The 25,599-nt window shown below is 54.3% G+C and carries 23 protein-coding genes, 11 tRNA genes, 1 other RNA gene and 1 pseudogene; 30 read left to right on the forward strand and 6 right to left on the reverse strand.

The window, feature by feature from the left end:
- Nucleotides 1–117 precede the first annotated feature (117 nt).
- The 11 genes from KIB08_RS04795 to KIB08_RS04845 all read left to right on the forward strand — a co-directional run bounded on the left by KIB08_RS04795 (nucleotide 118) and on the right by KIB08_RS04845 (nucleotide 1,075).
- Nucleotides 118–192 (forward strand) — tRNA-Gly (locus KIB08_RS04795).
- 4 nt (nucleotides 193–196) lie between these two features.
- Nucleotides 197–272: transfer RNA gene (locus KIB08_RS04800), tRNA-Asn, on the forward strand.
- 1 nt (nucleotide 273) lies between these two features.
- Nucleotides 274–348 (forward strand) — tRNA-Gln (locus KIB08_RS04805).
- A gap of 3 nt (nucleotides 349–351) precedes the next feature.
- Nucleotides 352–427, forward strand: a tRNA-Lys gene (locus tag KIB08_RS04810).
- Between the two features lie 9 nt (nucleotides 428–436).
- Nucleotides 437–512: transfer RNA gene (locus KIB08_RS04815), tRNA-Glu, on the forward strand.
- A gap of 34 nt (nucleotides 513–546) precedes the next feature.
- A tRNA-Glu gene (locus tag KIB08_RS04820) sits at nucleotides 547–621 on the forward strand.
- An 8-nt stretch (nucleotides 622–629) separates the two neighbouring features.
- Nucleotides 630–705, forward strand: a tRNA-Val gene (locus KIB08_RS04825).
- A gap of 5 nt (nucleotides 706–710) precedes the next feature.
- Nucleotides 711–786, forward strand: a tRNA-Asp gene (locus tag KIB08_RS04830).
- A gap of 11 nt (nucleotides 787–797) precedes the next feature.
- Nucleotides 798–873: transfer RNA gene (locus KIB08_RS04835), tRNA-Phe, on the forward strand.
- Nucleotides 874–887: 14 nt separating this feature from the next.
- Nucleotides 888–974: transfer RNA gene (locus tag KIB08_RS04840), tRNA-Leu, on the forward strand.
- A gap of 16 nt (nucleotides 975–990) precedes the next feature.
- Nucleotides 991–1,075, forward strand: a tRNA-Leu gene (locus tag KIB08_RS04845).
- An 85-nt stretch (nucleotides 1,076–1,160) separates the two neighbouring features.
- On the opposite strand, the gene KIB08_RS04850 is transcribed toward KIB08_RS04845, so the two are convergent.
- The 3 genes from KIB08_RS04850 to KIB08_RS04860 all read right to left on the reverse strand — a co-directional run bounded on the left by KIB08_RS04850 (nucleotide 1,161) and on the right by KIB08_RS04860 (nucleotide 3,658).
- Nucleotides 1,161–2,570 (reverse strand): amino acid permease, encoded by a 1,410-nt coding sequence (locus KIB08_RS04850; protein WP_303990288.1) that lies wholly within the window; start codon nucleotides 2,568–2,570, stop codon nucleotides 1,161–1,163.
- Nucleotides 2,571–2,680: 110 nt separating this feature from the next.
- Nucleotides 2,681–3,160, reverse strand: coding sequence for a flavodoxin (locus KIB08_RS04855; RefSeq protein WP_303990291.1), 480 nt, complete (start codon nucleotides 3,158–3,160; stop codon nucleotides 2,681–2,683).
- Nucleotides 3,161–3,220: 60 nt separating this feature from the next.
- Nucleotides 3,221–3,658 carry a Dps family protein gene (locus KIB08_RS04860; protein ID WP_303990294.1) on the reverse strand — a complete coding sequence of 146 codons (438 nt, stop codon included), beginning with the start codon at nucleotides 3,656–3,658 and terminating at the stop codon, nucleotides 3,221–3,223.
- A 353-nt stretch (nucleotides 3,659–4,011) separates the two neighbouring features.
- On the opposite strand from KIB08_RS04860, the gene KIB08_RS04865 reads away from it, so the two are divergent.
- The 14 genes and pseudogenes from KIB08_RS04865 to KIB08_RS04930 all read left to right on the forward strand — a co-directional run bounded on the left by KIB08_RS04865 (nucleotide 4,012) and on the right by KIB08_RS04930 (nucleotide 18,415).
- Nucleotides 4,012–5,439, forward strand: coding sequence for an LPO_1073/Vpar_1526 family protein (locus tag KIB08_RS04865; RefSeq protein ID WP_303990296.1), 1,428 nt, complete (start codon nucleotides 4,012–4,014; stop codon nucleotides 5,437–5,439).
- 18 nt (nucleotides 5,440–5,457) lie between these two features.
- Complete coding sequence (sdaAB, locus tag KIB08_RS04870) at nucleotides 5,458–6,117, forward strand: L-serine ammonia-lyase, iron-sulfur-dependent subunit beta (RefSeq protein ID WP_303990299.1); 660 nt, start codon at nucleotides 5,458–5,460, stop codon at nucleotides 6,115–6,117.
- Between the two features lie 14 nt (nucleotides 6,118–6,131).
- On the forward strand, nucleotides 6,132–6,992 hold the full coding sequence (gene sdaAA, locus KIB08_RS04875) for an L-serine ammonia-lyase, iron-sulfur-dependent, subunit alpha (RefSeq protein WP_303990301.1): 861 nt from the start codon (nucleotides 6,132–6,134) through the stop codon (nucleotides 6,990–6,992).
- A gap of 89 nt (nucleotides 6,993–7,081) precedes the next feature.
- Nucleotides 7,082–8,461 carry a CCA tRNA nucleotidyltransferase gene (locus tag KIB08_RS04880; RefSeq protein ID WP_438362038.1) on the forward strand — a complete coding sequence of 460 codons (1,380 nt, stop codon included), beginning with the start codon at nucleotides 7,082–7,084 and terminating at the stop codon, nucleotides 8,459–8,461.
- Complete coding sequence (locus KIB08_RS04885) at nucleotides 8,436–10,418, forward strand: penicillin-binding transpeptidase domain-containing protein (protein ID WP_303990304.1); 1,983 nt, start codon at nucleotides 8,436–8,438, stop codon at nucleotides 10,416–10,418. Before KIB08_RS04880 ends, KIB08_RS04885 begins: the two co-directional genes overlap by 26 nt.
- Before the next feature lie 13 nt (nucleotides 10,419–10,431).
- On the forward strand, nucleotides 10,432–12,102 hold the full coding sequence (locus KIB08_RS04890; RefSeq protein WP_303990308.1) for a formate--tetrahydrofolate ligase: 1,671 nt from the start codon (nucleotides 10,432–10,434) through the stop codon (nucleotides 12,100–12,102).
- 9 nt (nucleotides 12,103–12,111) lie between these two features.
- Nucleotides 12,112–12,882: pseudogene (locus KIB08_RS04895) on the forward strand (bifunctional 5,10-methylenetetrahydrofolate dehydrogenase/5,10-methenyltetrahydrofolate cyclohydrolase); the annotation flags it as partial.
- A 49-nt stretch (nucleotides 12,883–12,931) separates the two neighbouring features.
- Nucleotides 12,932–13,180: signal recognition particle sRNA large type (ffs, locus tag KIB08_RS04900), an RNA gene on the forward strand.
- 41 nt (nucleotides 13,181–13,221) lie between these two features.
- Nucleotides 13,222–15,222, forward strand: a complete 2,001-nt coding sequence (gene dnaX / locus KIB08_RS04905) for a DNA polymerase III subunit gamma/tau (protein ID WP_303990313.1) — start codon at nucleotides 13,222–13,224, stop codon at nucleotides 15,220–15,222.
- A 43-nt stretch (nucleotides 15,223–15,265) separates the two neighbouring features.
- On the forward strand, nucleotides 15,266–15,592 hold the full coding sequence (locus tag KIB08_RS04910; protein ID WP_303990315.1) for a YbaB/EbfC family nucleoid-associated protein: 327 nt from the start codon (nucleotides 15,266–15,268) through the stop codon (nucleotides 15,590–15,592).
- Nucleotides 15,592–16,182: a recombination mediator RecR gene (recR, locus tag KIB08_RS04915; RefSeq protein WP_075939164.1), complete on the forward strand. Its 591-nt coding sequence runs from the start codon at nucleotides 15,592–15,594 to the stop codon at nucleotides 16,180–16,182. The genes KIB08_RS04910 and recR overlap by 1 nt, the downstream gene beginning before the upstream one ends.
- A gap of 13 nt (nucleotides 16,183–16,195) precedes the next feature.
- A complete protein-coding gene (locus KIB08_RS04920) occupies nucleotides 16,196–16,438 on the forward strand; it encodes an ABC transporter permease (RefSeq protein WP_303990318.1) in 243 nt (80 codons plus the stop codon).
- Between the two features lie 303 nt (nucleotides 16,439–16,741).
- On the forward strand, nucleotides 16,742–17,044 hold the full coding sequence (locus KIB08_RS04925) for a YerC/YecD family TrpR-related protein (RefSeq protein ID WP_303990319.1): 303 nt from the start codon (nucleotides 16,742–16,744) through the stop codon (nucleotides 17,042–17,044).
- Nucleotides 17,045–18,415: a phosphomannomutase gene (locus KIB08_RS04930; protein ID WP_303990322.1), complete on the forward strand. Its 1,371-nt coding sequence runs from the start codon at nucleotides 17,045–17,047 to the stop codon at nucleotides 18,413–18,415.
- Nucleotides 18,416–18,470: 55 nt separating this feature from the next.
- Here the strand turns inward: KIB08_RS04930 and KIB08_RS04935 are convergent, their stop codons facing one another.
- Entirely contained in the window at nucleotides 18,471–19,424 is a 954-nt protein-coding gene (locus KIB08_RS04935; protein ID WP_303990325.1) for a D-2-hydroxyacid dehydrogenase, read from the reverse strand.
- Nucleotides 19,425–19,508: 84 nt separating this feature from the next.
- The gene (locus tag KIB08_RS04940; RefSeq protein ID WP_303990328.1) at nucleotides 19,509–21,053 is read right to left on the reverse strand and encodes a ClC family H(+)/Cl(-) exchange transporter; all 1,545 of its coding nucleotides are present in this window, start codon (nucleotides 21,051–21,053) and stop codon (nucleotides 19,509–19,511) included.
- Nucleotides 21,054–21,219: 166 nt separating this feature from the next.
- Here KIB08_RS04940 and KIB08_RS04945 point away from each other — a divergent pair, with 166 nt between their 5' ends.
- Nucleotides 21,220–21,732 (forward strand): outer membrane beta-barrel protein, encoded by a 513-nt coding sequence (locus tag KIB08_RS04945; protein ID WP_303990331.1) that lies wholly within the window; start codon nucleotides 21,220–21,222, stop codon nucleotides 21,730–21,732.
- Nucleotides 21,733–21,820: 88 nt separating this feature from the next.
- On the opposite strand, the gene KIB08_RS04950 is transcribed toward KIB08_RS04945, so the two are convergent.
- Nucleotides 21,821–22,354 (reverse strand): hypothetical protein, encoded by a 534-nt coding sequence (locus KIB08_RS04950; protein WP_303990334.1) that lies wholly within the window; start codon nucleotides 22,352–22,354, stop codon nucleotides 21,821–21,823.
- A 362-nt stretch (nucleotides 22,355–22,716) separates the two neighbouring features.
- Here KIB08_RS04950 and KIB08_RS04955 point away from each other — a divergent pair, with 362 nt between their 5' ends.
- The 4 genes from KIB08_RS04955 to KIB08_RS04970 all read left to right on the forward strand — a co-directional run bounded on the left by KIB08_RS04955 (nucleotide 22,717) and on the right by KIB08_RS04970 (nucleotide 25,570).
- A complete protein-coding gene (locus KIB08_RS04955) occupies nucleotides 22,717–23,748 on the forward strand; it encodes a glycosyltransferase family 4 protein (protein ID WP_303990336.1) in 1,032 nt (343 codons plus the stop codon).
- A 10-nt stretch (nucleotides 23,749–23,758) separates the two neighbouring features.
- Complete coding sequence (gene wecB, locus KIB08_RS04960; protein WP_303990338.1) at nucleotides 23,759–24,916, forward strand: non-hydrolyzing UDP-N-acetylglucosamine 2-epimerase; 1,158 nt, start codon at nucleotides 23,759–23,761, stop codon at nucleotides 24,914–24,916.
- A gap of 61 nt (nucleotides 24,917–24,977) precedes the next feature.
- On the forward strand, nucleotides 24,978–25,187 hold the full coding sequence (locus KIB08_RS04965; protein ID WP_303990341.1) for an AtpZ/AtpI family protein: 210 nt from the start codon (nucleotides 24,978–24,980) through the stop codon (nucleotides 25,185–25,187).
- Complete coding sequence (locus tag KIB08_RS04970; protein WP_303990343.1) at nucleotides 25,184–25,570, forward strand: ATP synthase subunit I; 387 nt, start codon at nucleotides 25,184–25,186, stop codon at nucleotides 25,568–25,570. The genes KIB08_RS04965 and KIB08_RS04970 overlap by 4 nt, the downstream gene beginning before the upstream one ends.
- The last annotated feature ends 29 nt before the right edge of the window (nucleotides 25,571–25,599 follow it).

Here is a 25,599-nt window from a genome sequence, read left to right on the forward strand (position 1 = left end):
TTTTGGTAAAGAAAAAACTTTCTTGACAAAAAAATACTCGTTTGCTATTCTTATATAGTAACTTAACTGGTCATTGACATGACAAAATCGGTGTGTTACAATTGCATCTGTTGATGTGCGGGAATAGCTCAGTGGTAGAGCATCGCCTTGCCAAGGCGAGGGTCGCGAGTTCGAATCTCGTTTCCCGCTCCATTATTCCCTGATAGCTCAGTTGGTAGAGCAATCGGCTGTTAACCGATCGGTCGTAGGTTCGAGTCCTACTCAGGGAGCCATAGGGGTGTAGCCAAGCGGTAAGGCAGCGGACTCTGACTCCGCCATGCGCAGGTTCGAATCCTTCCACCCCTGCCACGTGATCCATTAGCTCAGTTGGTAGAGCACCTGACTTTTAATCAGGGTGTCCCGCGTTCGAGTCGCGGATGGATCACCACTTTTTTCTGGCCCGTTGGTCAAGTGGTTAAGACACCGCCCTCTCAAGGCGGGATCGGTGGGTTCAAATCCCCCACGGGTCACCAATTCATTTTAACCTTGGGGAACAATTTTATACACGGCCCGTTGGTCAAGTGGTTAAGACACCGCCCTTTCACGGCGGTATCGGGGGTTCGAATCCCCCACGGGTCACCATTTTATATGGGCGATTAGCTCAGCTGGGAGAGCGCCTGCCTTACAAGCAGGATGTCGGCAGTTCGATCCTGTCATCGCCCACCATCTATGGCCCGGTGGTGTAGTGGTTAACATGCCGCCCTGTCACGGCGGAGATCGTCGGTTCAAATCCGATCCGGGTCGCCATTTTTCTTTTTGCCTCGGTAGCTCAGTCGGTAGAGCAGAGGACTGAAAATCCTCGTGTCGGCAGTTCGATTCTGCCCTGAGGCACCATTTTTTCACAGCTTGCGGCTGTGGCGGAACAGGCAGACGCGCTATCTTGAGGGGGTAGTGGAGGTAACTCCGTGTGAGTTCAAGTCTCACCAGCCGCACCAACTACATATTACCCACGCGGTTGTGGCGGAACTGGCAGACGCGCTGTCTTCAGGCGGCAGTGGAGCAATCCGTGAGAGTTCGAGTCTCTCCAACCGCACCATTTAACAAGAACCGGGCATAGCCCGGATTTTTATACGTAAATGGCAAAACAGGCAATAAAAAAAGAGCTTTTCAAAGCTCTTTTTTTATTGCGCGGATTCATTTTCAACGGCATTCAAATTACTGTGCTTGCGACCGTAAGCGAAGTAAATGATCACGCCCAGGACAAACCACGCGGTAAAAAGCTCCAGCGTGTGGGCGGAGAGTTGTGAAAATATGTAGAGGCAGGAGAAAAAACCGAGCGGCGCGATCAGCCACACGGCGGGACAGACGAAACGCCGCTTTACATCGGGATAGCGTTTGCGCAAAATCAACAATCCGCTGCACGAGCAGAGAAAAGCGAAAATGGTGCCGGCGCTGCACATTTCGGCAACGATATGAATCGGCGTGAAGCCGGCGATGAAAGCCACGGCTGTTCCGACGATTAATGTAATGCGATACGGCGTGCGGTACACGGGGTGAACACGGCACAATGATTCGGGAATCAGACCGTCGCGACTCATCGCGTAAAAGGCGCGGGTTTGCGCATAGATCATGACCAAGAGCACGGTCGACAGGCCGCAAATGGCACCGGTGCCGATGATGGCCGAGCCGAGACGCAAGCCGATTTTTTGCAAGACAAAGGAGGCGGGGGCCGCGGTGTCGAGTTCCGGATACGGAACGACACCGGTCATGACGGCACTGACGGCGATGTACAAAAGCGTGGTCAGTGTCAGCGCGGCGATAATGCCGATTGGCATATCGCGACCCGGATTGCGCGCTTCTTCCGCCGCGGTGGAAAGCGAATCAAATCCCAGGTACGAGAAAAACAGCACGGCAGTACCGGCGGATACGCCTGCCCAGCCGTACGGTAAGAACGGAGTCCAGTTTTGCGGATTAATATGCGGTCCCGCCAAGAGCAGGAAGAGGAAAATCGTGCCCAGCTTGACAAAGACCAGCACGCGGTTAGCGCCGGCGCTTTCCCGAATGCCGCGCAGCAGGAAAAATAAAACGACGCCGACGATCAACATGGCGGGCAAGTTCATCAGGCCGCCTTCGGCGGGAACGGTCGTGAGTACTTTCGGCAAATGAATGCCGATGTCCGCCAAAATACTTGTAAAATAGGCCGACCAGCCGCCGGCCACAGCGCTTGCGCCGACAGTGTACTCTAAAATAAGCGACCAGCCGACGAGCCAGCCGAAAATTTCACCGAGTGAGACATACGCGTAGGTGTACGACGAGCCCGCGACCGGAATGAACGACGCGAGTTCCGAGTAAGCGAGGCAGACGAACGTGCAGACGATGGCGGCGAGCACGAAGGAAAGCATCAAGCCGGGACCCGCGTATTCGGCGGCGACGATGCCTGTCAAAACAAAGATGCCTGTACCGATCATAACGCCTAAGCCCAGTAGGGTAATATCCAGTGCCGTCAGCGATCGCCGCAATTTGCGATCTTCGCCTTGCGCGGCGATTTCCTCCAGCAAACTGCGCAGATTTTTAGTGCGGAAAATAGACAAAATAACACTTCCTCGTTAATATAAATTTATTTCTATTTTAGGGATATTTATTTCCAAATGCAAGCATTGGAAATAAAAAAAGTCTCGTCATTGACGAGACTTTTTGCAGTTTATCTTCGCAGCGGAGCAAGGTATGCGGCGAGGGACTCTGCCGCGGTTTTATTGTTCGTATCCGCTTCGCGAATAAAGATCCCTTTTTGCACGGCGGCATACGGCGCCAATTTGCGAATGCGCTTTACAGATTTACCGAGACCGCCGCCGCCACAGGAACAAATCGGATAAATCGTTTTGCCGGCCGTGTCGACATCGTGCAGAAAACGCATGACCGGTGTGGGAAGTTCCCACCACCACAGCGGATAGCAAAGAAGAATTTCACGGTAGGCGCTGCTATCGGGAATCTGACGCAGTTTCGGCAACTCGCCCGCGATGAGGCTCGCGCCGGAACGCATGACGCTCAGAATATAGTTTTCCGGATAGCGGGCGACTAAGTTCAACTCGCAAAGATCACCGCCGACTAACCTTTGGGCGAGACGGGCGAGCTGTTTGGAGTGACCGGTTTTTGAAAAATAAACAATCAGCGGGGTAGTCATGCTGCATGCTCCTTTCCAAAAAAATAGCGGACCCGCGAGGGTCCGCTATGCGGGTATATATTATTTTGTCAAGAAAGCGCGCGTGAACCAAATCTTCAGCGCATAGAATTCAACATGATCCTCCATCATGTTAGCCAAGAGGAAGTTGTCTTCTTTGTCCGCTTCTTCACGAATCTTCAATGCTTCATCGCGCATGAGCTCCAAGTCGCCCAAAAGGATTTCGAGAGTTTCTTTCACCGCATACGGTTTCGATTCGATTTCTTTGAGGCTGGCGATCTTCAGATATTCTTTGGCGGTAACAACCGGGAGTTCTCCCTGTTGTTTCATGAGTTCGGCAACCGCATCATAGTATTCAAATGCTTCATCGTAAATCTCTTCCAGGAATTCGTGGATGGCTTTGAACGGAATTCCTTCGACGTTGAAATGCAGGTTGTGAAGTTTAATGTTCCAAAGAGCCAAGTCAGCCAAATACTGGTTTACAGATTTTGCGTTTTTCATTATATAACTCCTCCTTAATACTAATCAGGCCACCCTTTTGTGTCCTTTTCTTGTCCTATGATTATTGTATCGCAATTTATAGATGTTTGCAAGAATCATGCTAATCATCGCAGTGAGCGCGGGTTGACAGAAAGGTTTTTCGGCAACGGGCGTCGAGAGTGTTCACTATCGTAGCCATACGATTTTGGCGCACCATCCGTTTGAAAATCTTTTTCAGGCGGATTCCGGTTTGTGAAACGGTCTGAAAAGTCATGCGGAAAATCCCGCCGGCAAAGGCGGCTGCGCGATGGATATATGCTATAATAAAATAATAAAAATAATGAAAACAGGGAATATCCCGAGGGAGTGGCAACATGGTTTCGTATTTGGTAATTCTTTTGGTCGCTTTGGCCTTTTTATTGGTATGTCGTCTTTTCTTTTACAAGCCCGCGCCGCGCCGACGCGCTCCGTATGTACCGCAAGCGTCACGTCGTCGGCATGCGCAGGAAAAAGTGGTGCGCGAACGTCTGCAGACGCAGTCTGAACCGGCTTGGTCGTCGAGCACGGTCGATACCACCGTGGTTCAATCCGCGGACGCACCGTCGGTTGTCAAAGAGGGGCAGGAAACCCGCGAATTGCCGCGCCTTTCCCCGACCGCTGAAAGTGAACCGGGACGGGACGAATTGGCGCAAACGCAAATTGTCAATCGCGAAAACTTAAAGGAACTCGTGCAAAGCGCGACGAAGCCGGAACCGGCGACGGCGACGGCGGGCGCAGTACGTGAAAAAGAGCCCGTACAGCAGCTCGCAGCGGCGCCTGAAATTACCGATACATTGGAAGACGCGCAGTCGTTATTGCGTCGGCAGGTGCGTCATTTTCTGGTGCGGTATGCGACCATCAGTCCGGATATGGCGGACGATGTGGAGCGTGTGACGGCGTTGGCGTTTGCCAAGTTGGGTGACGTGGACGACAGCGAGATCCAAGATATGATCGCCCATATTATGGTGCAGGAAGCGTTGCAAAATGCGCAACGCGTCTATGTTATGACTCCGGATGATACCGTTTTGGAAATGGTCACCGACGCCTTTGCCGAAGTGGCTTTGGGAGAACGCGCCGAAACGCAGACCTTATTGGCGTACGATGCCTTGGCGGCGATGACGCATTTGGAGCAGGGTCATTACCGCATCTTGGCGTTGCTGCTTTTGTTCCATTACTCGCGTCACGCGGATAATATCAGCGCGGCGGCATTTCGCCGTTACTCGAAAAAATATGTGCAGCCCTTACTGCAGGATTTGCCGACGGAGTACAGCTACTATCAGCAACTTGAATATTTGCGTTGTACCAGCATGGCGCGCAAGGATTTGCCGCTCGGACAGGTGTTGCGCGAATCGTATCCGTACTTCTTCAGCTACATGGGTTTTACTAAAGAAGAATTGGCGTCCGCGCTCGGCGGCGAACGTTTGCCGGCGCAATACCTCGTGCGCTCGGCGTACGGCGATTACTATAAGCTGGCGGTCACCGATGCCGGCGAATTGCCCGACTTTTTCCGGACAGTCAATATTACCGATGAAGCCACGCGCAACCAACTGACAGAGCTGATGCAATCGCGACCTGTCGTATATGAACGGAGCGCGGTGACCAAAGTGCTGCGGACCGTGTCGCCGACCCTGGCACGGCTCGCCGACGCGTGGGACAGCAGCATGATGCGCCGCTCCGCGCCGACACTTTTAGGCATGTATATCGGCAAACTTTATTTGAAAGAAGAAATTCAGGAAGATTTTGATCTGTCACGCTGGCTATAAGAAAACGGAGGTACCGGGGTGGGAGTTTTTGACATCATCGGTCCGGTGATGATCGGGCCGTCGAGCTCGCATACGGCGGGCGCGGCGCGTTTAGGACGCTTGGCTCGATACTTATTGGGCGAATCGCCGATCAAGGCGGAGATTACTTTCTACGGTTCGTTTGCGCAAACGTATCGAGGACACGGGACGGACCGCGCCTGTGTGGCCGGACTCTTGGATTGGGCGCCGGATGACCCGCGCTTGCGCGATGCGTTGACGATGGCCCCCGAACTGGGGCTGCAGGTGACGATTGCGGCCTCTGCGGCGGAAACGGAACACCCGAATACGGTGCGCTTTCGTTTGACCGGTGGCAGCGGGAAAGTACGCGAATTGATGGGCGTATCCACCGGCGGCGGCCGGATTCGCATGCGTGAGTTTGACGGCTACTCGGTCGATTTGGACGGCTCCAGTCACACGCTTTTGACGCGGCATAACGATCGACCGGGCATCGTGGCCTTTGTTTCGCAAATTTTAGCACTCCAGGATATTAATATTTCGGCGATGCGCCTGTTTCGACAGGAACGCAAACGCCTGGCGATGATGTTTATTGAAACGGATACACCGGTCGCCAACGCGACGCTGGCGGAGATCGCGGCGCATCCGGCGATTGAAGTTGTGCGGACGTTTCCGCCGGTGTGAGGAAAGGAGTCGACATGAGCTCATTACGGGAATTATGGGAACAGGCGACAGCGGCCGATCAACGTGTCGGCGATTTTGTCGCGGCGCAGGAGGCGGCGGCCAATGAACAACCGTTGGTGGCGGTGCGGCACAAAATGCAGGATATGTTGGCCGCGTTTCGCGAGTCGGCCCAAACCGGCATCAGTGACGGCGGCAGTTCGCCGAGCGGTTTGACAGGTGGGGATGCCTTGCGCATGCGCGATGCGGCCCCGCATTTTTTGAACGGTTATGCCTGGCGCGCGGCGACGCTCGGCATGGGCATTGCGGAAGCCAACGCGAAAATGCGCCGCATTGTGGCGTGCCCGACTGCGGGTTCATGCGGCATTTTGCCGGCGGTCGTGTTGACGTTGGCGGAACGTTTGGGTAGTAGCGATGATGACATTTTACGCGCGTTATTCACGGCCGCGGGTGTCGGTGACGTTATTGCGGAAAACGCGATGATTGCCGGTGCCGTCGGCGGTTGTCAGGCGGAATGCGGAACGGCCATCGCCATGGCCGGTGCGGCCGGTATTGAATTATGCAATGGCACGACCGAGCAGATGGATAACGCGGTCGCGTTGGGACTGAAAAATGTATTGGGGCTGGTTTGCGATCCGGTCGGCGGCCTGGTCGAAGTGCCGTGCGTCAAACGCAATGCGTTTCATGCGGTGCACTCGTTGGTGGCGATCGAGTTGGCGTTGGCCGGTGTGAAAAGTGCGATACCTGCGGATGAAGTGATCAGCGCGATGGCGGAGATCGGACACATGATGCCCAAATCATTGCGTGAACGCAGCGAAGCGGGGCTTGCGACAACGCCTACGGGCAAAGCGTGGGCGCGCAAGATTCGCGAACAGTGATACCGTTTTTTACCCGTCGCTATCCATTACCCGAAAGGGTTCGAGTATTACTGCGGGCATTGGAGCAGGCGGGATTTGAGGCTTACGCCGTGGGCGGATGCGTGCGCGATACATTGCTCGAGCGCGCGCCGCACGACTGGGATATCACGACGGCCGCCACTCCGGACGAAGTGGAGCGAGTGTTTGCCGACCCGCCGTTTCGAGTGGTCGGAACGGTGGGTCGCGCATTCGGCGTGTCCCTGGTCGAATGTGCGGGCGTAACCTATGAGGTCGCCACTTTCCGCGGGGAAGAATACGGAGCGGACAGTCACCGTCCGGAAAAAGTGTACTACGCCAAGCATTTGGCGGATGACCTGGCGCGGCGTGATTTTACCGTCAACGCCATGGCGTTTCGTTCCGACGGCACATTGATTGACCCTTATGACGGTCGCAAGGATTTGAAGAAAAAACGCTTGCAAACCGTCGGTGTTCCCGAAGAACGTTTTCGGGAAGACGCCTTGCGCTTGTTCCGCGCCTGCCGCTTTATCGCGCAGCTCGGATTTCGCCCGACGCGTGAATTGTGCGCGGCGATGCCGCAGGCGTTTTCGCGGGTCGCGGGACTTTCGCTGGAGCGCGTGCGCACCGAACTCGATCGGTTGCTGGTCGCGCCGTATGCCGGCCGCGGTTTGGATCTTTTCGTTCGCTCGGGATTGGCGGAGCAATCGTGTCGGGTACGCGAACAGGGAATCGATAAAACGGTTGCGATTTTACCGGAATTGAGTCATTTGCCCGAAACGCCGCAGGGACGTTTTCACGCCTACGACGCGTGGTTGCATACGCTGGTCGTTGTGGAGCACAGTCCCGCTACATTGGTGGCGCGCTATGCGGCGCTTTTCCATGACGTGGCGAAAGGCTTGCCCGGTATCCGCGGCTTTCATAAAGGCGATATTACCGATTACGGGCATGATGTGCGCAGCGCCGAAATGGCCAAAGCGGCGCTGACTCGTTTGCAATATCCGGCGACTATGGTAAAGCGTGTCGAGTTTTTAGTCGCTAATCATATGAAATATCATCAATACGCCAACACGGCGAACGCGAATGTGCGGCGTTGGCTGCGCCAATTGGCCCGCTCGGGAGCATTTCGTACCACGGTCGAACTGACCGAGGCGATGGACGAACTAAATGATCTGTGCGCGGCGGATGTGATCGGCTGCGGTCGGCCGCTCAGCGCTACCGACGGTCATCGCGCATTCGGCGGCGCGGTGCGTGCCGAGCTTACCACAATGCCGGTGCATACGCGAGACCTGCGGTACGATCAATCATTACCGAAACGTTATGGAAAAGACACGGCAACACTGTTGAAAGTTTTGCGCCAACGGGTGCAGGACGGAAATTTGACCAATGAGCCGGAAGCGTTGAGACTCGCCGCTGAGCGATACAGACTGAGGCAGGAAAGGAATGCGCATGACGAAGGAACGAGTGAGGAGTAAAGCCAAGCAACATAAAAAGCAGGAGCGGATACGCGTCGCGCTTCTCTTTATGGCATTGGCCGTGTTCGGCATTCTGATCTGCGGCAGGCTTTTTTATCTGCAGGTGGTGCGCGGCTCTTACTTTGCGGAACTCGATTTGGCGCAAGCGGAAGAAGTGCGGTCGTTGCAGTCGCCGCGCGGTACGATTTATGACCGCAACGGTAAAGTACTTGCCGTGAGCGCGGTCACGCTTTCGCTTTACGCGGATCCGCAAGAACTGAATCGGGACCCGCAGGTCTTGGCGCAGACATTGGCGCCGCTATTGTCCGTGCCGGAAGCCAAGCTCGCGGAAAAACTCGCGCAGACCAATCGTTTCGTGTGGTTGGAGCGGATGCTGGATAAAGACGTTTCCGATCAGGTCGAAGCGTTGATTGAACAGCAAAAGATTACCGGTTTGCATTTTCTTGAAGAGAGCAAACGTTACTATCCGAACGGCAATTTGCTGGCGCAGGTGCTGGGTTTCGTCGGCATCGATGACAAAGGTTTGGACGGTATAGAGATGGTGCTTGATCAGGAAATCAAAGGCGACAGCAAGCAGCAGACCATTATTACGTCGCGCTACGGAACGCCGATTTTGGAATCGACGCTTTCCCAACTTTTTCCCGATGAAGAACGCAGTGTCTATTTGACGATTGACGCGCAAATTCAATTTTTTGCGGAGCGTGCTCTCGATCGCGCCATGGGTACGACACGTGCGGCCGGCGGCTCGATTATTGTGATGGATCCGCGAACCGGCGAAATTTTGGCGATGGCCAATCGTCCGACGTATAATCCTAACCGGTTCGAGGAAGGTACGGAAGAAGATTTTCGTAATCGCGCGGTAACGGACTTGTATGAACCGGGTTCCACGTTCAAACCGATTATCGCGGCGGCGGCGTTGGCGTCGGGTTCGATGACACCGGAAACGGTCTTGCATGATACGGGAGCGGTGTATGCGTCGGGACACACGATTCAAAACTGGAACGGCGAAGGCTACGGTGACGTGCGCCTTGTCGATATTATCAAATATTCGATCAATACGGGGTTTGCTATGGTCGGTCTGCGCACCGGCGGTGACGTGCTGACGGATTATGCGAAACGGTTCGGTTTCGGTCAACCGACGGGCATCGAACTGCCGGGCGAAGGCGAAGGGATTTTGTTCAACCCCGACGACATGCGCGACAGCGATATCGCGACCATGTCGATCGGGCAAAGTATCGCCGTCACGCCGTTACAAATGTTGCAGGCGTACGGAGCGTTGGCCAACGGCGGCAAAATGATGAAACCGCACATCATTTCATCCATTGTCAATCCGGACGGCACGACATACCGGACAAGCAAGGCGGAAGAAGTCGGACAACCGATTACGCCCGAAGTGGATCACACGCTGGTTCCCATGCTTGAGCAGGTGGTTTCCGGCGGCGGAGGGGTGAAAGCGCAGGTCAACGGCTATCGCCTCGCCGGCAAAACCGGTACGGCGCAGAAGTTGGATACGGAACACGGCGGCTATTTGGATGGGCGTTACATCGCATCCTTTATCGGCTTCGGGCCGATTGAACAGCCGGAAGCGGTATGTCTCGTTGTTCTCGATGATCCGGAGGGCGTATACTATGGAGGACAGATCGCCGCTCCTGTATTTGCCGAGGTCATGGGAGAAATCATGCGTTATCGCGGCATACATCCCAATGTGACGGATGTGGCGGATACCGGTACGGCGGAAACAGCGGTGCTTGAGCCGCTGACGTTAACGCGAACGGAGGAGGGTAAAATTATTGTGCCGGACTTCACGGGACGACGTTTGCGCGATGTGTTGGAATGGGCCAATCAGGCCCAGGTCGGCGTAGTTCCGGAGGGACATGGCGTGGTCATCACGCAAACTCCGCTCGCCGGATTGACGTTGGAAGATACCCGACAGATTCGGGTACAATTGGCGGAATAAAGGAGGCAATTCCATGCGAAGCGATATTGAAATCGCCCAGGCGGCGAAGCTGCAACCGATTACGGAAATTGCCGCGGCGGCAGGTATTGACGAAAAATATTTAGCACCGTACGGACGCTATAAGGCGAAGATCGGCTACGATTTAATTCGCAAGTTGGACAGCGCCCAAAACGGACATTTGATTTTGGTTACGGCGATTTCTCCGACCCCTGCCGGTGAAGGAAAGTCGACGACGACAGTCGGTTTGGCACAGGGTCTTGCCAAGCTCGGTAAAAAAGTGATGGTGGCGTTGCGTGAACCGTCGCTCGGGCCGTGCATGGGAATCAAAGGCGGCGCCGCCGGCGGCGGCTATTCGCAAGTGGTGCCGATGGAAGATATCAATCTTCATTTTACCGGCGACATGCACGCCATTACCGCGGCGCACAATTTATTGGCGGCGATGCTTGATAACCACCTGCAACAGGGCAATGCGCTGCGCATTGATCCGCGTCGGATCGTGTGGAAACGCGTGGTCGATATGAATGATCGGGCATTGCGTCACATCGTGGTCGGTCTGGGCGGCAAAGTGAACGGCGTGCCGCGTGAAGACGGCTTTGATATTACGGTCGCGTCCGAAGTCATGGCGATTTTATGTCTCGCGCAGGATCTCAAAGATATGAAAGAACGGTTCAGCCGCATTATCGTCGCCTACGATTACGACGGTAACGCGGTAACGGCCGGCGACCTGCATGCGCAGGGTGCGATGACGGCGTTAATGAAGGATGCGATCTCGCCCAACCTGGTGCAGACGATTGAACATGTGCCGGCGCTGGTGCACGGCGGTCCGTTTGCGAATATCGCGCACGGTTGCAATTCGCTGGTGGCCACCAAAACCGCGTTGCACCTGGCGGATTATGTTGTTACGGAAGCCGGTTTCGGCGCGGATCTGGGCGCGGAAAAATTCTTTGATATTAAATGCCGCTACGGCAAGTTAAAACCGGAAGCGGCGGTATTGGTCGCGACGGTGCGCGCGCTCAAAATGCACGGCGGACGCGCGAAAAACGAACTCACCGAGCCGGATGTCGACGCGCTTAAGCGGGGTCTGGAAAACCTCGGCAAACATTTAGAAAATATCGCCAAATATAATGTTCCCGCTGTTGTGGCGATCAATGCGTTCGCCAGCGACACGGCAGAAGAAATGGCGGCGATTCGTACATACTGCGAAGAACGCGGCGTACCCGTCGCGTTGTCCGATGTTTTTGCCAAAGGTGGAGAAGGCGGCAAGAAACTTGCGCAAGCCGTACTGGCGGAAATGGCCAAGGGCACCGCTGATTTTCAGCCGCTGTATGCGAGCGAATTGAGCATTCCCGACAAAATCCGTACCATTGCGAGGGAAATTTACGGCGCGGACGATATTGTTTTGGAGGCGGCGGCGCAAAAAACGTTGACCGATATTGAAGCGGGCGGGTATGCGGCATTGCCGGTCTGCATCGCCAAGACGCAGTATTCATTCTCCGATGATCCGAACAAACTGGGACGTCCCAGCGGATTTACGCTGCACGTACGCGAACTTAAAATCAGTGCCGGCGCAGGCTTTATCGTCGCTCTTACCGGCAATATCATGACGATGCCCGGTTTACCGAAAAAGCCGGCCGCGGAAAAAATCGACGTGACGGCGGACGGAAATATTGTCGGTCTTTTCTGAGGGGGAGTCATGCGAGAACTTACAGGCGCGCCCGTAGCGGCCGTGCAGCAGGAAACTACAGCGAAAAAAATCCGCATGCTGGCGGCGAAGGGCGTTACTCCGGGACTGGCCATTGTGCGTTTCAGCGCGGATCGGGCGGCGCAGATGTACGGCGACTTTTTAGCGAAGTCCGCGGCACAAGCGGGATTATATGTCGAACGGGTCGAGCCCGAGGAAAATCTGACGCAAGAGGACGCTTTGGCGACCATTCACGCGCTGAATCAGAATCCGCAGATTGACGGTATTTTACTTTTAATGCCGTTGCCGCCGGGACTGGATCGCAGTTCCCTGGTCGAAGCGATTGCGCCGGGCAAAGATATCGACGGTTTGACGCCGACGCAGGTAGGTCGGCTTGTGACGGGCCGCACCGCATTTGTGCCGGCGACCGCGCGGGCGGTGCTCGCCACGCTGCGGCATTATGAAATTCCGCTCGCCGGTAAACACGCGGTGGTGATCGGTCGCAGCGATGTCATCGGCAAACCGGTTGCGCAATTGCTGCTGGCGGCCAACGCGACGGTGACCATTTGCCACTCCAAAACGCAGGACTTGCCGCATTTCACGCGCGCGGCGGATATTTTGGTCGCGGCGGTCGGCAAAGCGATGATGGTGACGCCGGACATGGTGAGTGATGATGCGGTTGTCGTCGATGTCGGCATCCATCGCGTCGACGGCAAAACCGTCGGCGATGTCGCGCCGGAGGCGCTCGCGAAAGCGCAGGCGGCGACACCGGTTCCGGGCGGTATCGGTTCGGTAACGACCGCGCTCATGCTGGACGCGGCGGTGACCGCGGCGTTGCGGCATCATCCGTAAGAAATGACGGTACGGAAGTATTGCGCTTTCGTACCGTTTTTTGTATAATGAAATAACCGGCGACTGTGCAGAGGTCGTTTATGGCAACCTTTCGGGGCTTGTGCAATGGAAGTTCGTGAACCCTGTCAGGTCCGAGAGGAAGCAGCAGTAAGCGAATCCTTTCATGTGCCACGAGGTAACTCGGGAGGTTGTCATAAACGGTTTCTGCCGGTAACCGGATATCGCAGCGTTCCGCTGCGTTTTTTATTTCGTACAGAAAAGAGGCAAGGCATGGCGTACTTGGCATTGTATCGTAAATGGCGGCCGCAGACGTTCGCTGACGTCGTCGGTCAGGATCCGATCGCGCATACGCTTGCGCAAGCGGTAGCCCGCGGTAAAGTGGCGCATGCATATTTGTTTTCCGGTCCGCGCGGCACGGGCAAGACGAGTATGGCGAAAATTTTAGCCAAAGCGCTCAACTGTATTCACGGACCCACGGCGGAACCGTGCAATGCGTGCGAACGTTGTCGGGAGATTACGCAAGGCACGGCCTTTGATGTGAGTGAAATTGACGCGGCGTCCAATCGCGGCATTGACGAGATGCGCGCGTTGCGGGATACCGTCGCACAATTGCCGACGGTTGCGCGGACCAAAGTGTATATCATCGATGAAGCGCATATGCTCACCAAGGAAGCGGCGAACGCGCTACTGAAAACGCTGGAAGAGCCGCCGGAACATGTTGTGTTTATTTTGGCGACGACCGAACCGGAACGCTTGCCCGCCACCATTATTTCACGTTGCCAGCGCTATGAATTTCGGCGTATTTCCGTGGCTGCGATCACTGCGCAACTGTTGAAAGTGGCGCAGGGTTCGGACATCGAATTGAGCGAAGGCGCGGCGCGGTTGATTGCCGTACGCGCGGAAGGCGGTTTGCGCGACGCTCTAAGTCTGTTGGATCAATGCGCCGGCACCGGCGGCGCGATTACGGATGCCGTGGTGACTACGGTCTTGGGATTACCGGATCAGGAAGAAATCACGGGTTTGGCGGAAGCCGTTTTAGCGCGTGACAGCGCGCGAGCATTGCAAATTTTTCAGGAAATTTTAGCGTCAGGCAAAGAACCCGCCGTTGTATTGCAGCAGCTGTTGCAATGGCTGCGCGATGCTCTTTTGTGTCAAATCGACCCCGACTTTCCGGAACTTGCGATCTACGGTAAGGCGCTTTCGCGCTTACAAAAAATGGCACAAACCATACCTGCCGGCCGTTTGGCCACGCTCGCCACGCGCACGGCGGACGGTTTGCGGGAAGCGCGGTTTGCCGGCTCCGTACGCATGGCGACGGAACTTACTTTGTTGGCGCTTTGCCGCAGCGGCGGGGAAGTGAATGCCGCCGAGTGGGAAGAGCGTATCACGGCGTTGGAAAATAGAGAGGCGGTTGTTTCACCGGCCTTGCTGCAACGTGTAGCCGCGCTGGAAGAAGCCGTGCAACGCGGCGCCACGGCGAAAGCGCGGCGTGCCGAGCCGAGTCCGCCGCTGCCGGACGATGAAGACGCGGCGGTCAGCGCTGAAGAATGGGAAATGAACTTGGCGCCGCCTCCCATCGCTGATGAGGAAGAACCGGCGGCGCCGCCAGAGACAGTACATATGCCGTTGCGGTCACCGCGGAAAAAAACGGCCGGGCCGCCCAAAGCACCGGCGAAACCGTTACCGACGGAACCTGTCGCTTCGCAGTGGAATTCTTCCGCGCCGCAGCATCGAGAAAAGGTAGCTCGACCTTCGGCGAAGAAGCCGGAAAAAGCGACGGAGAACGTTGACTTTTTTGTGCTTCCCGAGCAATATGACGGGATTTGGCAAAACGTTGTCGAGACGCTTTTCGCCCGCAAAAAAATGGCGCAGGCTGCCTGCTACCGCAATGCGAAACTTCTTTTGATCGCCGGCGCTCATGCCGTGATCGCGATCGACCATACGTTTTTGGTCGATGCGGCGAATCGGCCGGATTACCGACAGGAGGTAACCGCTATTTTGCAGGAACTCATCGGCGCGGAACTGACGCTTTTAGCGGTGTTTTCCAAAAGCGCGCAGGCGGACGAAGCGCGCGCTCGCGCCGAAGCGTTACGAGGAAGTGCAGCGCCGTCGTCTGAAAAAACAACGGTTTCCGCATCTTCGGTGACATCGCCGGGGGAGTACCGCAAGATCCGCCGGGAGGATATTGACCCCGCGGATCAAAATGATCCGGTGCTCGCGAACGCCTTGCAGTTTGCCGGTGACTGTGATATATATGTATGGGAAGAATAAAACCGTATTGGACTATTTATCTACCGTGAAAGAGGGGCAATCAATGTTTGGTAATAAAGCGCAAATGGCCGGCATGATGAAAAAGGTCAAAAAAATGCAGGACGACATGGCCAAAATGCAAGACGAATTGAAACGCAAAACAACCGAAGTAACAGCGGGCGGCGGTGCGATCCGTCTCGTGATGAACGGTGAAAAACAAATTACGGAATTAAAAATTGATCCGGCGGTCTTGGAAGCGCAGGACGCCGAAATGCTGGAAGACTTGGTAACGGCGGCCGTCAATGAAGCGGGACGTAAAATTGACGACATGGCTTCGCAGGAAGTCAACCGAATTACCGGCGGGATGGGTCTTCCTCCGGGAATGTTTTAATGAACGAACCGTTAGAGCGGCTGACGGAACAATTTCGTCGCCTGCCCGGCGTCGGCGTGAAAACCGCCCGCCGCTTGGCGTATTTTATTCTGGAAGAGCCGCAGGAGTCGGTGGATGCGTTTATTGAGGCCATCACGACCGCGAAAGCGCAGACCAAGTACTGCTCCGTGTGCGGCAATCTGTCCACCCAGGACCCCTGTGAGTTTTGCGCCGATCCGCGGCGCGATCACAGTGTGATTTGCGTGGTTGAATCTCCCACCGATGTGCAAGCCATGGAACGCTGCCATGAATATCACGGCGTGTACCACGTATTGCATGGCGCGCTTTCGCCTTTGGACGGCATTCAGCCGGAACAGCTCCATATTCGCGAACTTTTGGAACGTTTGCGAGACGACACGGTGCAGGAGATCATCATGGCCACCGATCCGGACGCGGAGGGGGAAGCGACGGCTCTCTATATAGCGGGCTTGGTCAAACCCATCGGCATCAAGGTCACGCGCATCGCGCGCGGCCTACCGGCGGGTGGAGATATCGGTTTTGTGGACGGCGTCACCTTAGCCGGCGCGGTCGCCCACCGTCAAAGTATGTAAGGAGGAGAGTAATATGGTAGCATTGAATACCCTGATTACTTTTGTTGTGGTCGCGATCATCGCGATTTTAATTTTCCGCGTCTTGGGCTGGGCGCTAGCTCCGTTTATCGGTAATATCATTGCCGGCGGACTCTTGTATTGGCTGATCGATGCGATTCTCATGAAACTTCCCTGGACATTTTTGGATGCCATTATCGTCGCTTTATTCGGCATCCCGGGAACGATCGTGATTGCTATTTGTCGCGCCTTGTTTTAATCTGAAAAGCAGCTTTCGGGCTGCTTTTTTATTACCCGTATTTGCGCGTACGCGAATAAAAGGAACGGGGCCGCATGAGATATGTTGTCAGTAAAGAAGTATTTGCCGCATGGTCTCACCATATGACGGGATGTGACAAAAAGAGATTCTGTAATACAGAAATCTCTTTTTGCGTGGGGGAATGCGTTTTGACAAGTCGTGTGACGTTCGCTTACGCTGGCATGAACAGCTTGTTTATAGCGCTGCGATACGAACGCAATTGTTTTACTATGTGCTATAATAAAGAATATAGGAGGGAAGACGATGAGCGTAAATCCGAGATTGGTCAGCCCGGCAATGGACAGCCTACTGGATGCGTTGCTGGCACTTGAAACGCGCGAGGAAGGGTATGCGCTTTTGGAAGATTTGTGCACCGTTTCCGAGCTGCGAGACTTGAGCATGCGCTGGCAGGTGGCGCAGTTGCTGCACAGCGGTCAAAAATATGAATATATCGAATCGCTTACGGGGGCGAGCTCCGCAACGATCAGTCGCGTCAAACGCGCGTTGCGTTACGGCGCGGACGGTTACCAAACGATGCTGGAGCGGTTAGAGGGAAAGGATACGTAGATGGAAGCACTGGAGAAGAGTCATAACGGCTTTAAGGCGTATGATATTCGCGGCATCGTGCCGACGGAAGTGGATGAAGAAGTAAGTTACCGTGTCGGCCGCGCGTATGCGGACCAATATAAGGCGCGCAAAGTAGCGATCGGGCGGGATATCCGCGAAAGCTCGCCGCGCCTTTCTGAGGCGTTGGCGCGCGGTTTGACGGACGGCGGCGTGGATGTGTATGATATCGGCGTCTGCGGCACCGAGATGGTATATTTTGCAACATTTCGTCACGGTTTGGACGGCGGCGTCATGGTGACGGCCAGTCACAATCCGGTCAACTACAACGGTTTGAAACTGGTGCGTGAAGAATGTATTCCGATTAGCGCGGATACCGGCTTAAAAGAAATCGAAGAGCGCGTTTTCGCCGGTCATTTTGCCACGCCGGAAGCAAAAGGTGTCTGTCGAGCGCTGGACGTACAGAAAGAGTATATCGAAACTCTATTGCAGTACGTGGATATGAGTCATTTGAAGCCCATGCACATCGTGGTGAATGCCGGCAACGGCGGCGCGAACTTGGCGTTTCGCGATTTGAAAGAGCATTTACCGTTTACCTGGCATGAATTGTACATGGACGCGGACGCGACCTTTCCTCACGGCGTACCGAATCCGATGATCGAAGAAAATCGGCTGGTGACGAGTCGGGCGGTCATAGCGGAAAAAGCGCAATTGGGCGTGGCCTGGGACGGCGATTTCGATCGTTGCTTTTTAGTGGATGAAAAAGGTAATTTTGTTGAAGGCTACTATGTCTTGGGATTGCTCGCGGAACACTTTTTAGCGCAGGATCCGCACGCGACCATCGTGCATGATCCGCGTTTATACTGGAACACGCAGGCGATTTGTGAACGTTACGGCGCCACCGCGGTGGAATCCAAAGGCGGTCATGCTTTTATGAAAGAAACGATGCGGCGCGTGGACGGTCTGTACGGAGCGGAAATGAGCGCGCACCATTTTTTTCGTGATTTTTCCTATTGTGACAGCGGCATGATTCCCTGGCTTTTGGTCGCGCAGATCATTTGCGAAACAGGCAGACCGCTCTCGCAACTGATTGCTGATATGGAGGCGCAGTTCCCTTGCAGCGGCGAGATCAATCGTGTCGTAAAATCAACGGAGGAAACGTTAGCCGTCGTCGAAGAAGCGTATCGCGATCAGGCGCGGGAAGTAAAACATTTGGACGGCTTGAGCATGGATTTCGGCACATGGAGATTCAATTTGCGGCAGTCGAATACCGAACCGCTGGTACGTTTCAATTTGGAAACGCGCGGTGATCGGGAGTTGATGCAAACCAAGCGGGACGAAGTGTTGGCGCTGATTGAAACGACAGTAAAATAATTGGCAATAAAAAAGAACGCGATCGCGTTCTTTTTTATTGCTTAATTTTTGTTTTTCAATACCCGCGTTTTTTATCAATGACATTTTTCAGCTTCTGATCGCTTAAAAAGCGTTGCCAATTATCCGCCAAGAGGTCCAGAACTTTGTCCATGTAGCCGTAGACGCGCGCCGCGGTATGCGGAGTCAAAATCACATTGTCGAGCGTCCACAGCGGCGAATCTTCCGGTAACGGTTCCCGTGCGGTGACGTCGAGACCCGCGCCCGCGACGTGACCCGATTGCAGCGCCTCAATCAAGGCGGCTTCGTCAACGATGGTGCCGCGCGCGATATTGATGAAATAAACGCCTTTTTTCATCGCGGCGATTTCTTTGGCGCCGAAATATCCTTCCGTTTCCGGTGTGCCGGGCAGCGCGCACATGACGACGTCGGCCTCCGGCAAGACACGTATTAATTCATCGTTGGTGATGACGCGGTCAACCAAAGCCTCTTCCGTAAGATGATTTTTTACCGCGATGATTTCCGCGCCGAAGGCCGCGCAGCGTTTGGCGATTTCTTTACCGATGCCGCCGAAACCGGCGATCAACACTTTCGTGTTTTCCAGCGAGGTAAATGACTGCGGATCCCAATTTTTTCCCGCTTGCGCCGTGACGGCGTGTTTTAATTTGTGACGCAACGCGAGCAGCAACGCCAGCGCCCGCTCCGCGACCGGCGCATCGTGAATCGCGGCGGTGTGCGTCAAGACGATATCGTTTTGTTGCATGGGCGGCGGTAAGAGTTTTTCAATCCCGGCGCTCATGCTGTGCAGCCAGCGCAGTTTCGGCGCGGCTTCCAGCACGGGAAGCGGATCCATCGAGCCCCACAAGGCCACCGCATCGGCATCTTTCAGGTGCGGTAGCGCCTCGCTCATTTTAGCGTACGCTTCGACAGTGGCATCGGGGCGGACCCGTTGCAAGCGTTCCAAACGTTCCGGTGTCAGGTGGTTGAGTACTACCAGTTTTGGTATGTTCATTCCTCCTCCGTGTTCCTTTGCTTTTATTATACCGTAAATATCGCGACCGGCAGCTTGTCGTATCAAAAAAACAACCGCAGCAAGCTACGGTTGTTCGTATTCGGTGGTTTCATCGAGCAGCGCTTCGAGCGCGCCGATCTGATTACGCGGCAAGACGAAGACCAGTCGATCGTGAGCCTCGATTTCCGTTTCGCCGCGCGGCACCACCGTCACGCCTTGGCGATCGATGGAGGTGACTAACGCGTGCGGCGGCAGCGCGATGTCGCGCAAAGCCGTGCCGGCGAGCGGGCTGTGTTCGGAAAGAACGGCGGTCGCCTGCATCATCGTCGTATCGAAATCGGGCCGCGGTTTTTCTTTACGTAAAATATTTTGCAACAGATATTCATAAATCGGCGGTGTACCGAGCGCGTTCGCCGTGTAATACGCCAAGAGACAGCAAATGGCGAGCGGTAAAAAGTAGGAGATGCGCTGCGTCATTTCAAATAAAAGCAACAGAGACGTGAGCGGACTGCGCACAACCGCCGTCAGATAGCCGGCCATCGCCAGCACGATGAAGAGCACGACGTATTCCGGCGCGACCATTTGTCCGAACAGACAGCCGAGAATCGCGCCTTGAATTAAAATCGGCAGGAAGATGCCGCCCGGTACGCCGGAGGCAAACGAAATCAAGGAAAAAACGGTTTTAACCACGAAGAGAAGCAATAACCACCAAAGCGCATGCGGCGCACTTAACAGTTCGCCCAAGATCGGATGTCCGCCGCCCAAGACAATCGGGAAGAAGAGCATCAGCGCGAACGAGCAGAGAATCGCCGGCAGCGGTCGCAATAAAATATATAAATTTAATTTGCCGTACACATAGTAGCAGCCGCGCAGACCCCAAAAATATACGGTGCCCATGCAACCTGAAACAATGCCGAGCAGAACGACCCACGGGTACATGCTGACCGGCATTTTTCCGATCTCGGGAAAATGGAAGATCGGCGTCAGACCGAATACGTATTGACTGACGACATCCGCCGTTACGGCGGCGGCAAAGCAGCTGATGATCAAGCGCTTCGTGATCGTTTTATGAATTTCTTCCAGTGAAAACAGCACGCCGGATACCGGCGCGCTGAATGCGACCGAAAGGCCGGCCGCCGCGCCGCATGACATCAAATTTTGCGCCCGAATATAGTTATGTTTCAACCCCCGGGCGACGAGTTTACCGCACATCGCTCCGAGCTGAATGGACGGGCCTTCGCGTCCGAGCGATAAGCCGCAAAGAGCGGCGATGGTTCCGCCCAAGTATTTATGCAGCAAGACCGAAAGCGGAGAAGTCTGAATCCGACCGGTGATTTCCGCGGTCACCTGCGGGATACCGCTGCCGCCCGCATACGGTTCGCGACGAACGATCGCGCCCAGCGCAATGGCGCCGATGCAAAAAGAGATCAGGATCAGCGGTAATCGGGACCAGTCCAAGGCGGCCAGTTGCGCCAAGTAACTGACGCTGTCTTCGCACCAGCTGATCAGCAAACGATAAATGACACCTGCACCGCCCGCCAGCAAACCGACCAAAATACCCTCCAAGAGCAAGGTGGAATCGGTTCGCAAAGAGCGACTACGCAGCGTTTCGATTTTTAAAAATGACATATCCGATCCTTTCATTTAGTAAGTATATTTATAATGCGCTTTTACATAATGTTACGTCAAGTGTCACCACCGAATTAAATTTTTTAACAAATAATTTTGACTGTACATTCGCGAACATATTCTCTATAATAGAATTAATCGATAGATACTTGGAGGAGGGAAAGAAATGCGTAAACTAGCTATTTTAACAGCGTGTGCATGCTTGGTAGCGGGCGCCGCGATGGCAGCGCCGGTGACGTATATTCCGGAAGGCGGCACGAATGTAGGTTACGGTTACAACGGAGCGCAGGATGGTTCGCATGCGGTCTACGTGGAACACGGTATCGCCGATAAAGTCGTGATTGGCGCGGAATATCGCGACCTCGTCAACATGGGCAATGAATTTGATGTGTACGGTAAATATCGTTTGAACGATAACGTATATGTGACTCTCGGCAATCGCAACTACGACGTAGCCGGCAACAAACTCTACGCGGGCGTAGAAGGTATGACCTACCTGACCGAAAAGTTTGACGGCTATGCCAGCGTGAAAGTTTCGAGCGAAGAAAAAGAATACAAAGTCGGTGCTTTGTATGATCTGAACCCGAACTTCGACTTGGACGTTAACTACACGTACCAGGATCGCGACGAAGACATGAACCGTAAAGGCGTCGGCGTCGGCTTGAACTACCGCTTTTAAACACAAAAAAAGACTCGCTCGGCGAGTCTTTTTTTATTGTGCGAATATAATATGTGAAAATGTTTGGTTTCCGCTTACCGTCTGTCATTTAATGTCTGAGGGATTCCGGACCAAAGTTTCTGATCATTCGTTCGAACGGATCTTCCTGCTGCGGTTTCATATCCATGGGCAGTCCCGGATAGGTAGTTGTCTGCTCCTTGGTTACCGTTGTCGTGACGCCGGTGGTGCGTTTATGCCCGTGCATCTTGGAGATTTCAAAATAGGGCAGATCCTGCTCTTTCAGCGCGGGTAAAAGCGGTTGCTTGGCTTTCTGAGCCGGTGATTTTTTGAAGATCGAGAACACCGACATCGCGGCGTTGGTCCATTTTTCAAAGCCGGTTTCGGCTACGCCGTCAAAACCCAGTTGCACTTTGCCGGCCGGCGGCTGCACGCGAACGGAGTGACCGTGTCGGGTTTCTTGGGAGCGCTCTTCGGTGTGCGTCACCGTTTCCGTGCGCGTTTCTTTGGTCATGACCCGTTGTATGCGCGTGGCATCGTTGGCGGGAGCCTCCAGCGCGAATGCGGAGGGAGTGGCGGAGAGCAGTACGAGAGCCGCCAAGAGGGTAGTGGTAAGTTTGTTCATTGGGGAAACTCCTTTGGAATTAATTTCACACGGAGCGTTGCCGCATCCATTGCAGTAGACAGAATAATGACGCGTCACGCTCGGCTTTGTCTGTACGTTTTGACAGACGAAAATGATGAAATTTATTGTAGGGGATAGTGGGAATAATTGTCAATTGATTTTCCATTCCGATCAAGAATACAGAAAACGCGGATATGGAATATATAATCAAACAAAAAACTACAATCATTGTGGAATGCGAAATATAAAAATATTTTCTCAGTGAAATGTGAAATGTCAAGTCGTGCTTGACAAAATTAATGTTATTAAGGCGCGCGTTATGATACAATAAAGATGAATGAGAATAGAGGAGGCGGAAGAGCTTGGCGTATGCAATTGCGTTCGGGATTGCGCTCATCGTGACCTATGTCATTACCCCTGCCGTGAAGCGTTTGGCCTGTCGGGTCGGAGCGATGGATAATCCCAATGCGCGCAAGGTTCATCATGGAGCCGTACCGCGTTTGGGCGGTTTAGGAATATATATCGGATTTTTGGCATCGGTGCTGTACAGCTTGCCGTTATCGACCGAAGTGATCGGTTTACTGATGGGGTCGGCCGTGATCATTGCGGTCGGCGTATGGGATGATATTTGTCAGATTCCCGCCAAGGTAAAACTGCTCGGTCAGATTTTGGCGGCGGTTGTGTTGGTAGCGTGCGGTGTACGCGTCGATTGGGTATTGAACCCGTTCGGCGATTATATTTATTTAAGTGCGTTCATTTCCGTACCGCTCACGATTTTGTGGGTGGTGGGATTCACCAATATGGTGAACCTGATCGACGGCTTAGACGGTTTGGCGGCCGGCGTAAGCTCAATCGCCGCCGTTTCCGTAGCGTTGATCGCGTACCAAATGGGGCAATGGAACAGCGTGGCGATCACGGTCGCGATGGCGGGCGCGGCGATCGGTTTTCTGCAGTATAATTTCAACCCCGCGAAGATTTTCATGGGCGATACAGGCAGTATGTTCTTAGGCTACACGCTCGCCGCGGTATCGATCATGGGCGTGATGAAAACAGCGGCTACCGTCGCTTTGGTCGTGCCGGTCATAGCGCTGGGTTTACCGATTATGGATACGGCGCTGGCGATCGTGCGGCGCAAGCTTTCGGGCGTGCCTATTTTCGCGCCGGACCGCGGGCATTTACATCACCGTCTGCTCGATAGCGGCTTATCGCAAAAACAGGTGGTTTTATTGATGTATGCGATTACCGCGTTCCTAGGTATGATCGCTTTATTGGTGGTACATTTAAATGTCGTTTTCGGTGCCGTCGTAGTCGGTGTGGTAACGGCGGCGGGACTTTGGTGGGCACGCTACTTGGGCATGATTGCAGGCGGCAAGTGCGCGTCGGAAAAACACTGAGGAACATTTTATGACAATCAAGGTAATGACAATTTTCGGCACCCGTCCGGAAGCCATCAAGATGGCTCCGGTCGTTTCCGAGCTCGCACGGCATCCGGAATTTTCCGTTTGCGTTACCGTGACCGCGCAGCATCGCGAAATGCTTGACCAGGTGTTGCGGTTATTTGCGATTACGCCGGATTACGATTTAGATATCATGGCGCCGGGACAAACTTTATATGACGTCACCAGCCGGGCGTTGCTCGGCTTACGGACGTGTCTGCAGCAGGAACGTCCTGATGTAGTCTTGGTTCACGGCGACACGACGACAACTTTTGCCGGCGCGCTCGCCGCATTTTATGAGCAGATTCCTGTCGGCCACGTGGAAGCTGGTTTACGGACGGGCGATATTTACTCGCCGTTTCCCGAAGAAATGAACCGTCGCTTGACCGGGCGGTTGGCGCGTTACCATTTTGCGCCGACGCCGGAAACGAAAGCGAATCTGCTGCGGGAAAATGTCGCGGAAGAATCGATTTTCGTGACGGGTAACACAGTTATCGACGCGCTTTTGCAGACGGTCGGCCGTCCTTTTGATCCGAATACGCTGCCGATGAAGCTTGACCCGTCACGGCGTACGCTTTTGGTCACCACCCATCGGCGCGAAAATTTGGGTGCCCCGATGCGCGACGTATATCGCGCGTTACGGCAGATACTGGAAGATGTGCCGAACTTGGAACTGGTGTTTCCTGTTCATAAAAATCCGGCGGTGCGTGAAGTCGTTCGGGCGGAGCTTGGCGATGTGCCGCATGTGCATTTGATCGAACCGTTAGATTACGAACCGTTTGCGCAATTGATGGCGCAAAGCGATCTGATTTTAACCGATTCCGGCGGCATTCAGGAGGAAGCGCCGGGCTTAGGCAAACCGGTGCTCGTGTTGCGCGATACCACGGAGCGCCCCGAGGCGGTGGCGGCCGGTACGGTAAGCCTGGTCGGCACGGCGGAAGAAGATGTCTACCGAGAAGCGAAACGTCTTTTAACCGATGATAATTTGTACCGCCAAATGGCGAATTCCGTCAATCCGTACGGCGACGGTAAAGCCGCCGGAAGAATTATACAGGCGCTTTTGTACGCCTACGGTAAAACGGCGAAAAAACCGCCTGAATTTATAGCCAATACTAATGAATTATGATAGAATAATAACTGCATGTGCAGGTTCTTATGACCTCATGTGCACGGCAAGGAGGTCTCCGGTGAAAGAACAGGAATTTAATTGGCAGCGGGCGTTAGCCATCGCTACCGGTGCTGGTATGACACTGCTTTGCACGATTTTATTCGGCCTGTATTTAGGGTATCTTCTCGATAAATATGTCGGCACGGCTCCATTCGGTTTACTGGCCGGAGGCGTGGCGGGTGCGCTGACAGGTTTGTTGACGTTAGTTCGTGACATGATTCGCAAATGACGGACGGTCGGGAGCTTTTTCGTTGGCTGCTTGCCTGTATGCATTGGCAAGGAGCATTGATGGCCGCGGGGGCGGTCCTCGTTCTCCTGTTCGGCAAAGGGGATTGGGCCGTCGGCTGGATCGTAGGCGGCGCCTTTAATATAGCGTATTTTTCTTACCTTGCATTGATCGCGTTTAAGCGATGCGATCGCGATGATCTGGGTATGGTGAAAAGCTTAACCAATGTCGCGGCAGGGCGTTTCTTTGTGGCCATCCTCTTTTTGCTGGTGGTCTTAAAAACCAATTTAGCCCATTTTGGGGCTACGGTTTGCGGCTTACTGTCGTTGCAACTCGTGTATTTTTTTGTCACGTTTTGGGGCGACTTCAAGCATATAAAAAAATAGGGGAGTATGTCCTGGCGGAAGGGGGTGAA

The organism is Negativicoccus succinicivorans, from assembly GCF_018372215.1.
GTDB lineage: Bacteria > Bacillota > Negativicutes > Veillonellales > Negativicoccaceae > Negativicoccus.

Bases quoted from the DNA above. Each gene is read 5' to 3' on its own strand.
- KIB08_RS04890 (WP_303990308.1), top strand. From the start codon at position 10,432: ATGCGAAGCGATATTGAAATCGCCCAGGCGGCGAAGCTGCAACCGATT.
- KIB08_RS04855 (WP_303990291.1), bottom strand. From the start codon at position 3,160: ATGACTACCCCGCTGATTGTTTATTTTTCAAAAACCGGTCACTCCAAA.
- recR (WP_075939164.1), top strand. From the start codon at position 15,592: ATGAACGAACCGTTAGAGCGGCTGACGGAACAATTTCGTCGCCTGCCC.
- KIB08_RS04860 (WP_303990294.1), bottom strand. From the start codon at position 3,658: ATGAAAAACGCAAAATCTGTAAACCAGTATTTGGCTGACTTGGCTCTT.
- KIB08_RS04925 (WP_303990319.1), top strand. From the start codon at position 16,742: ATGAGCGTAAATCCGAGATTGGTCAGCCCGGCAATGGACAGCCTACTG.
- KIB08_RS04935 (WP_303990325.1), bottom strand. From the start codon at position 19,424: ATGAACATACCAAAACTGGTAGTACTCAACCACCTGACACCGGAACGT.
- KIB08_RS04885 (WP_303990304.1), top strand. From the start codon at position 8,436: ATGACGAAGGAACGAGTGAGGAGTAAAGCCAAGCAACATAAAAAGCAG.
- KIB08_RS04950 (WP_303990334.1), bottom strand. From the start codon at position 22,354: ATGAACAAACTTACCACTACCCTCTTGGCGGCTCTCGTACTGCTCTCC.
- KIB08_RS04940 (WP_303990328.1), bottom strand. From the start codon at position 21,053: ATGTCATTTTTAAAAATCGAAACGCTGCGTAGTCGCTCTTTGCGAACC.
- KIB08_RS04865 (WP_303990296.1), top strand. From the start codon at position 4,012: ATGGTTTCGTATTTGGTAATTCTTTTGGTCGCTTTGGCCTTTTTATTG.
- KIB08_RS04945 (WP_303990331.1), top strand. From the start codon at position 21,220: ATGCGTAAACTAGCTATTTTAACAGCGTGTGCATGCTTGGTAGCGGGC.
- dnaX (WP_303990313.1), top strand. From the start codon at position 13,222: ATGGCGTACTTGGCATTGTATCGTAAATGGCGGCCGCAGACGTTCGCT.
- KIB08_RS04930 (WP_303990322.1), top strand. From the start codon at position 17,045: ATGGAAGCACTGGAGAAGAGTCATAACGGCTTTAAGGCGTATGATATT.
- KIB08_RS04920 (WP_303990318.1), top strand. From the start codon at position 16,196: ATGGTAGCATTGAATACCCTGATTACTTTTGTTGTGGTCGCGATCATC.
- KIB08_RS04910 (WP_303990315.1), top strand. From the start codon at position 15,266: ATGTTTGGTAATAAAGCGCAAATGGCCGGCATGATGAAAAAGGTCAAA.
- KIB08_RS04970 (WP_303990343.1), top strand. From the start codon at position 25,184: ATGACGGACGGTCGGGAGCTTTTTCGTTGGCTGCTTGCCTGTATGCAT.
- wecB (WP_303990338.1), top strand. From the start codon at position 23,759: ATGACAATCAAGGTAATGACAATTTTCGGCACCCGTCCGGAAGCCATC.
- sdaAA (WP_303990301.1), top strand. From the start codon at position 6,132: ATGAGCTCATTACGGGAATTATGGGAACAGGCGACAGCGGCCGATCAA.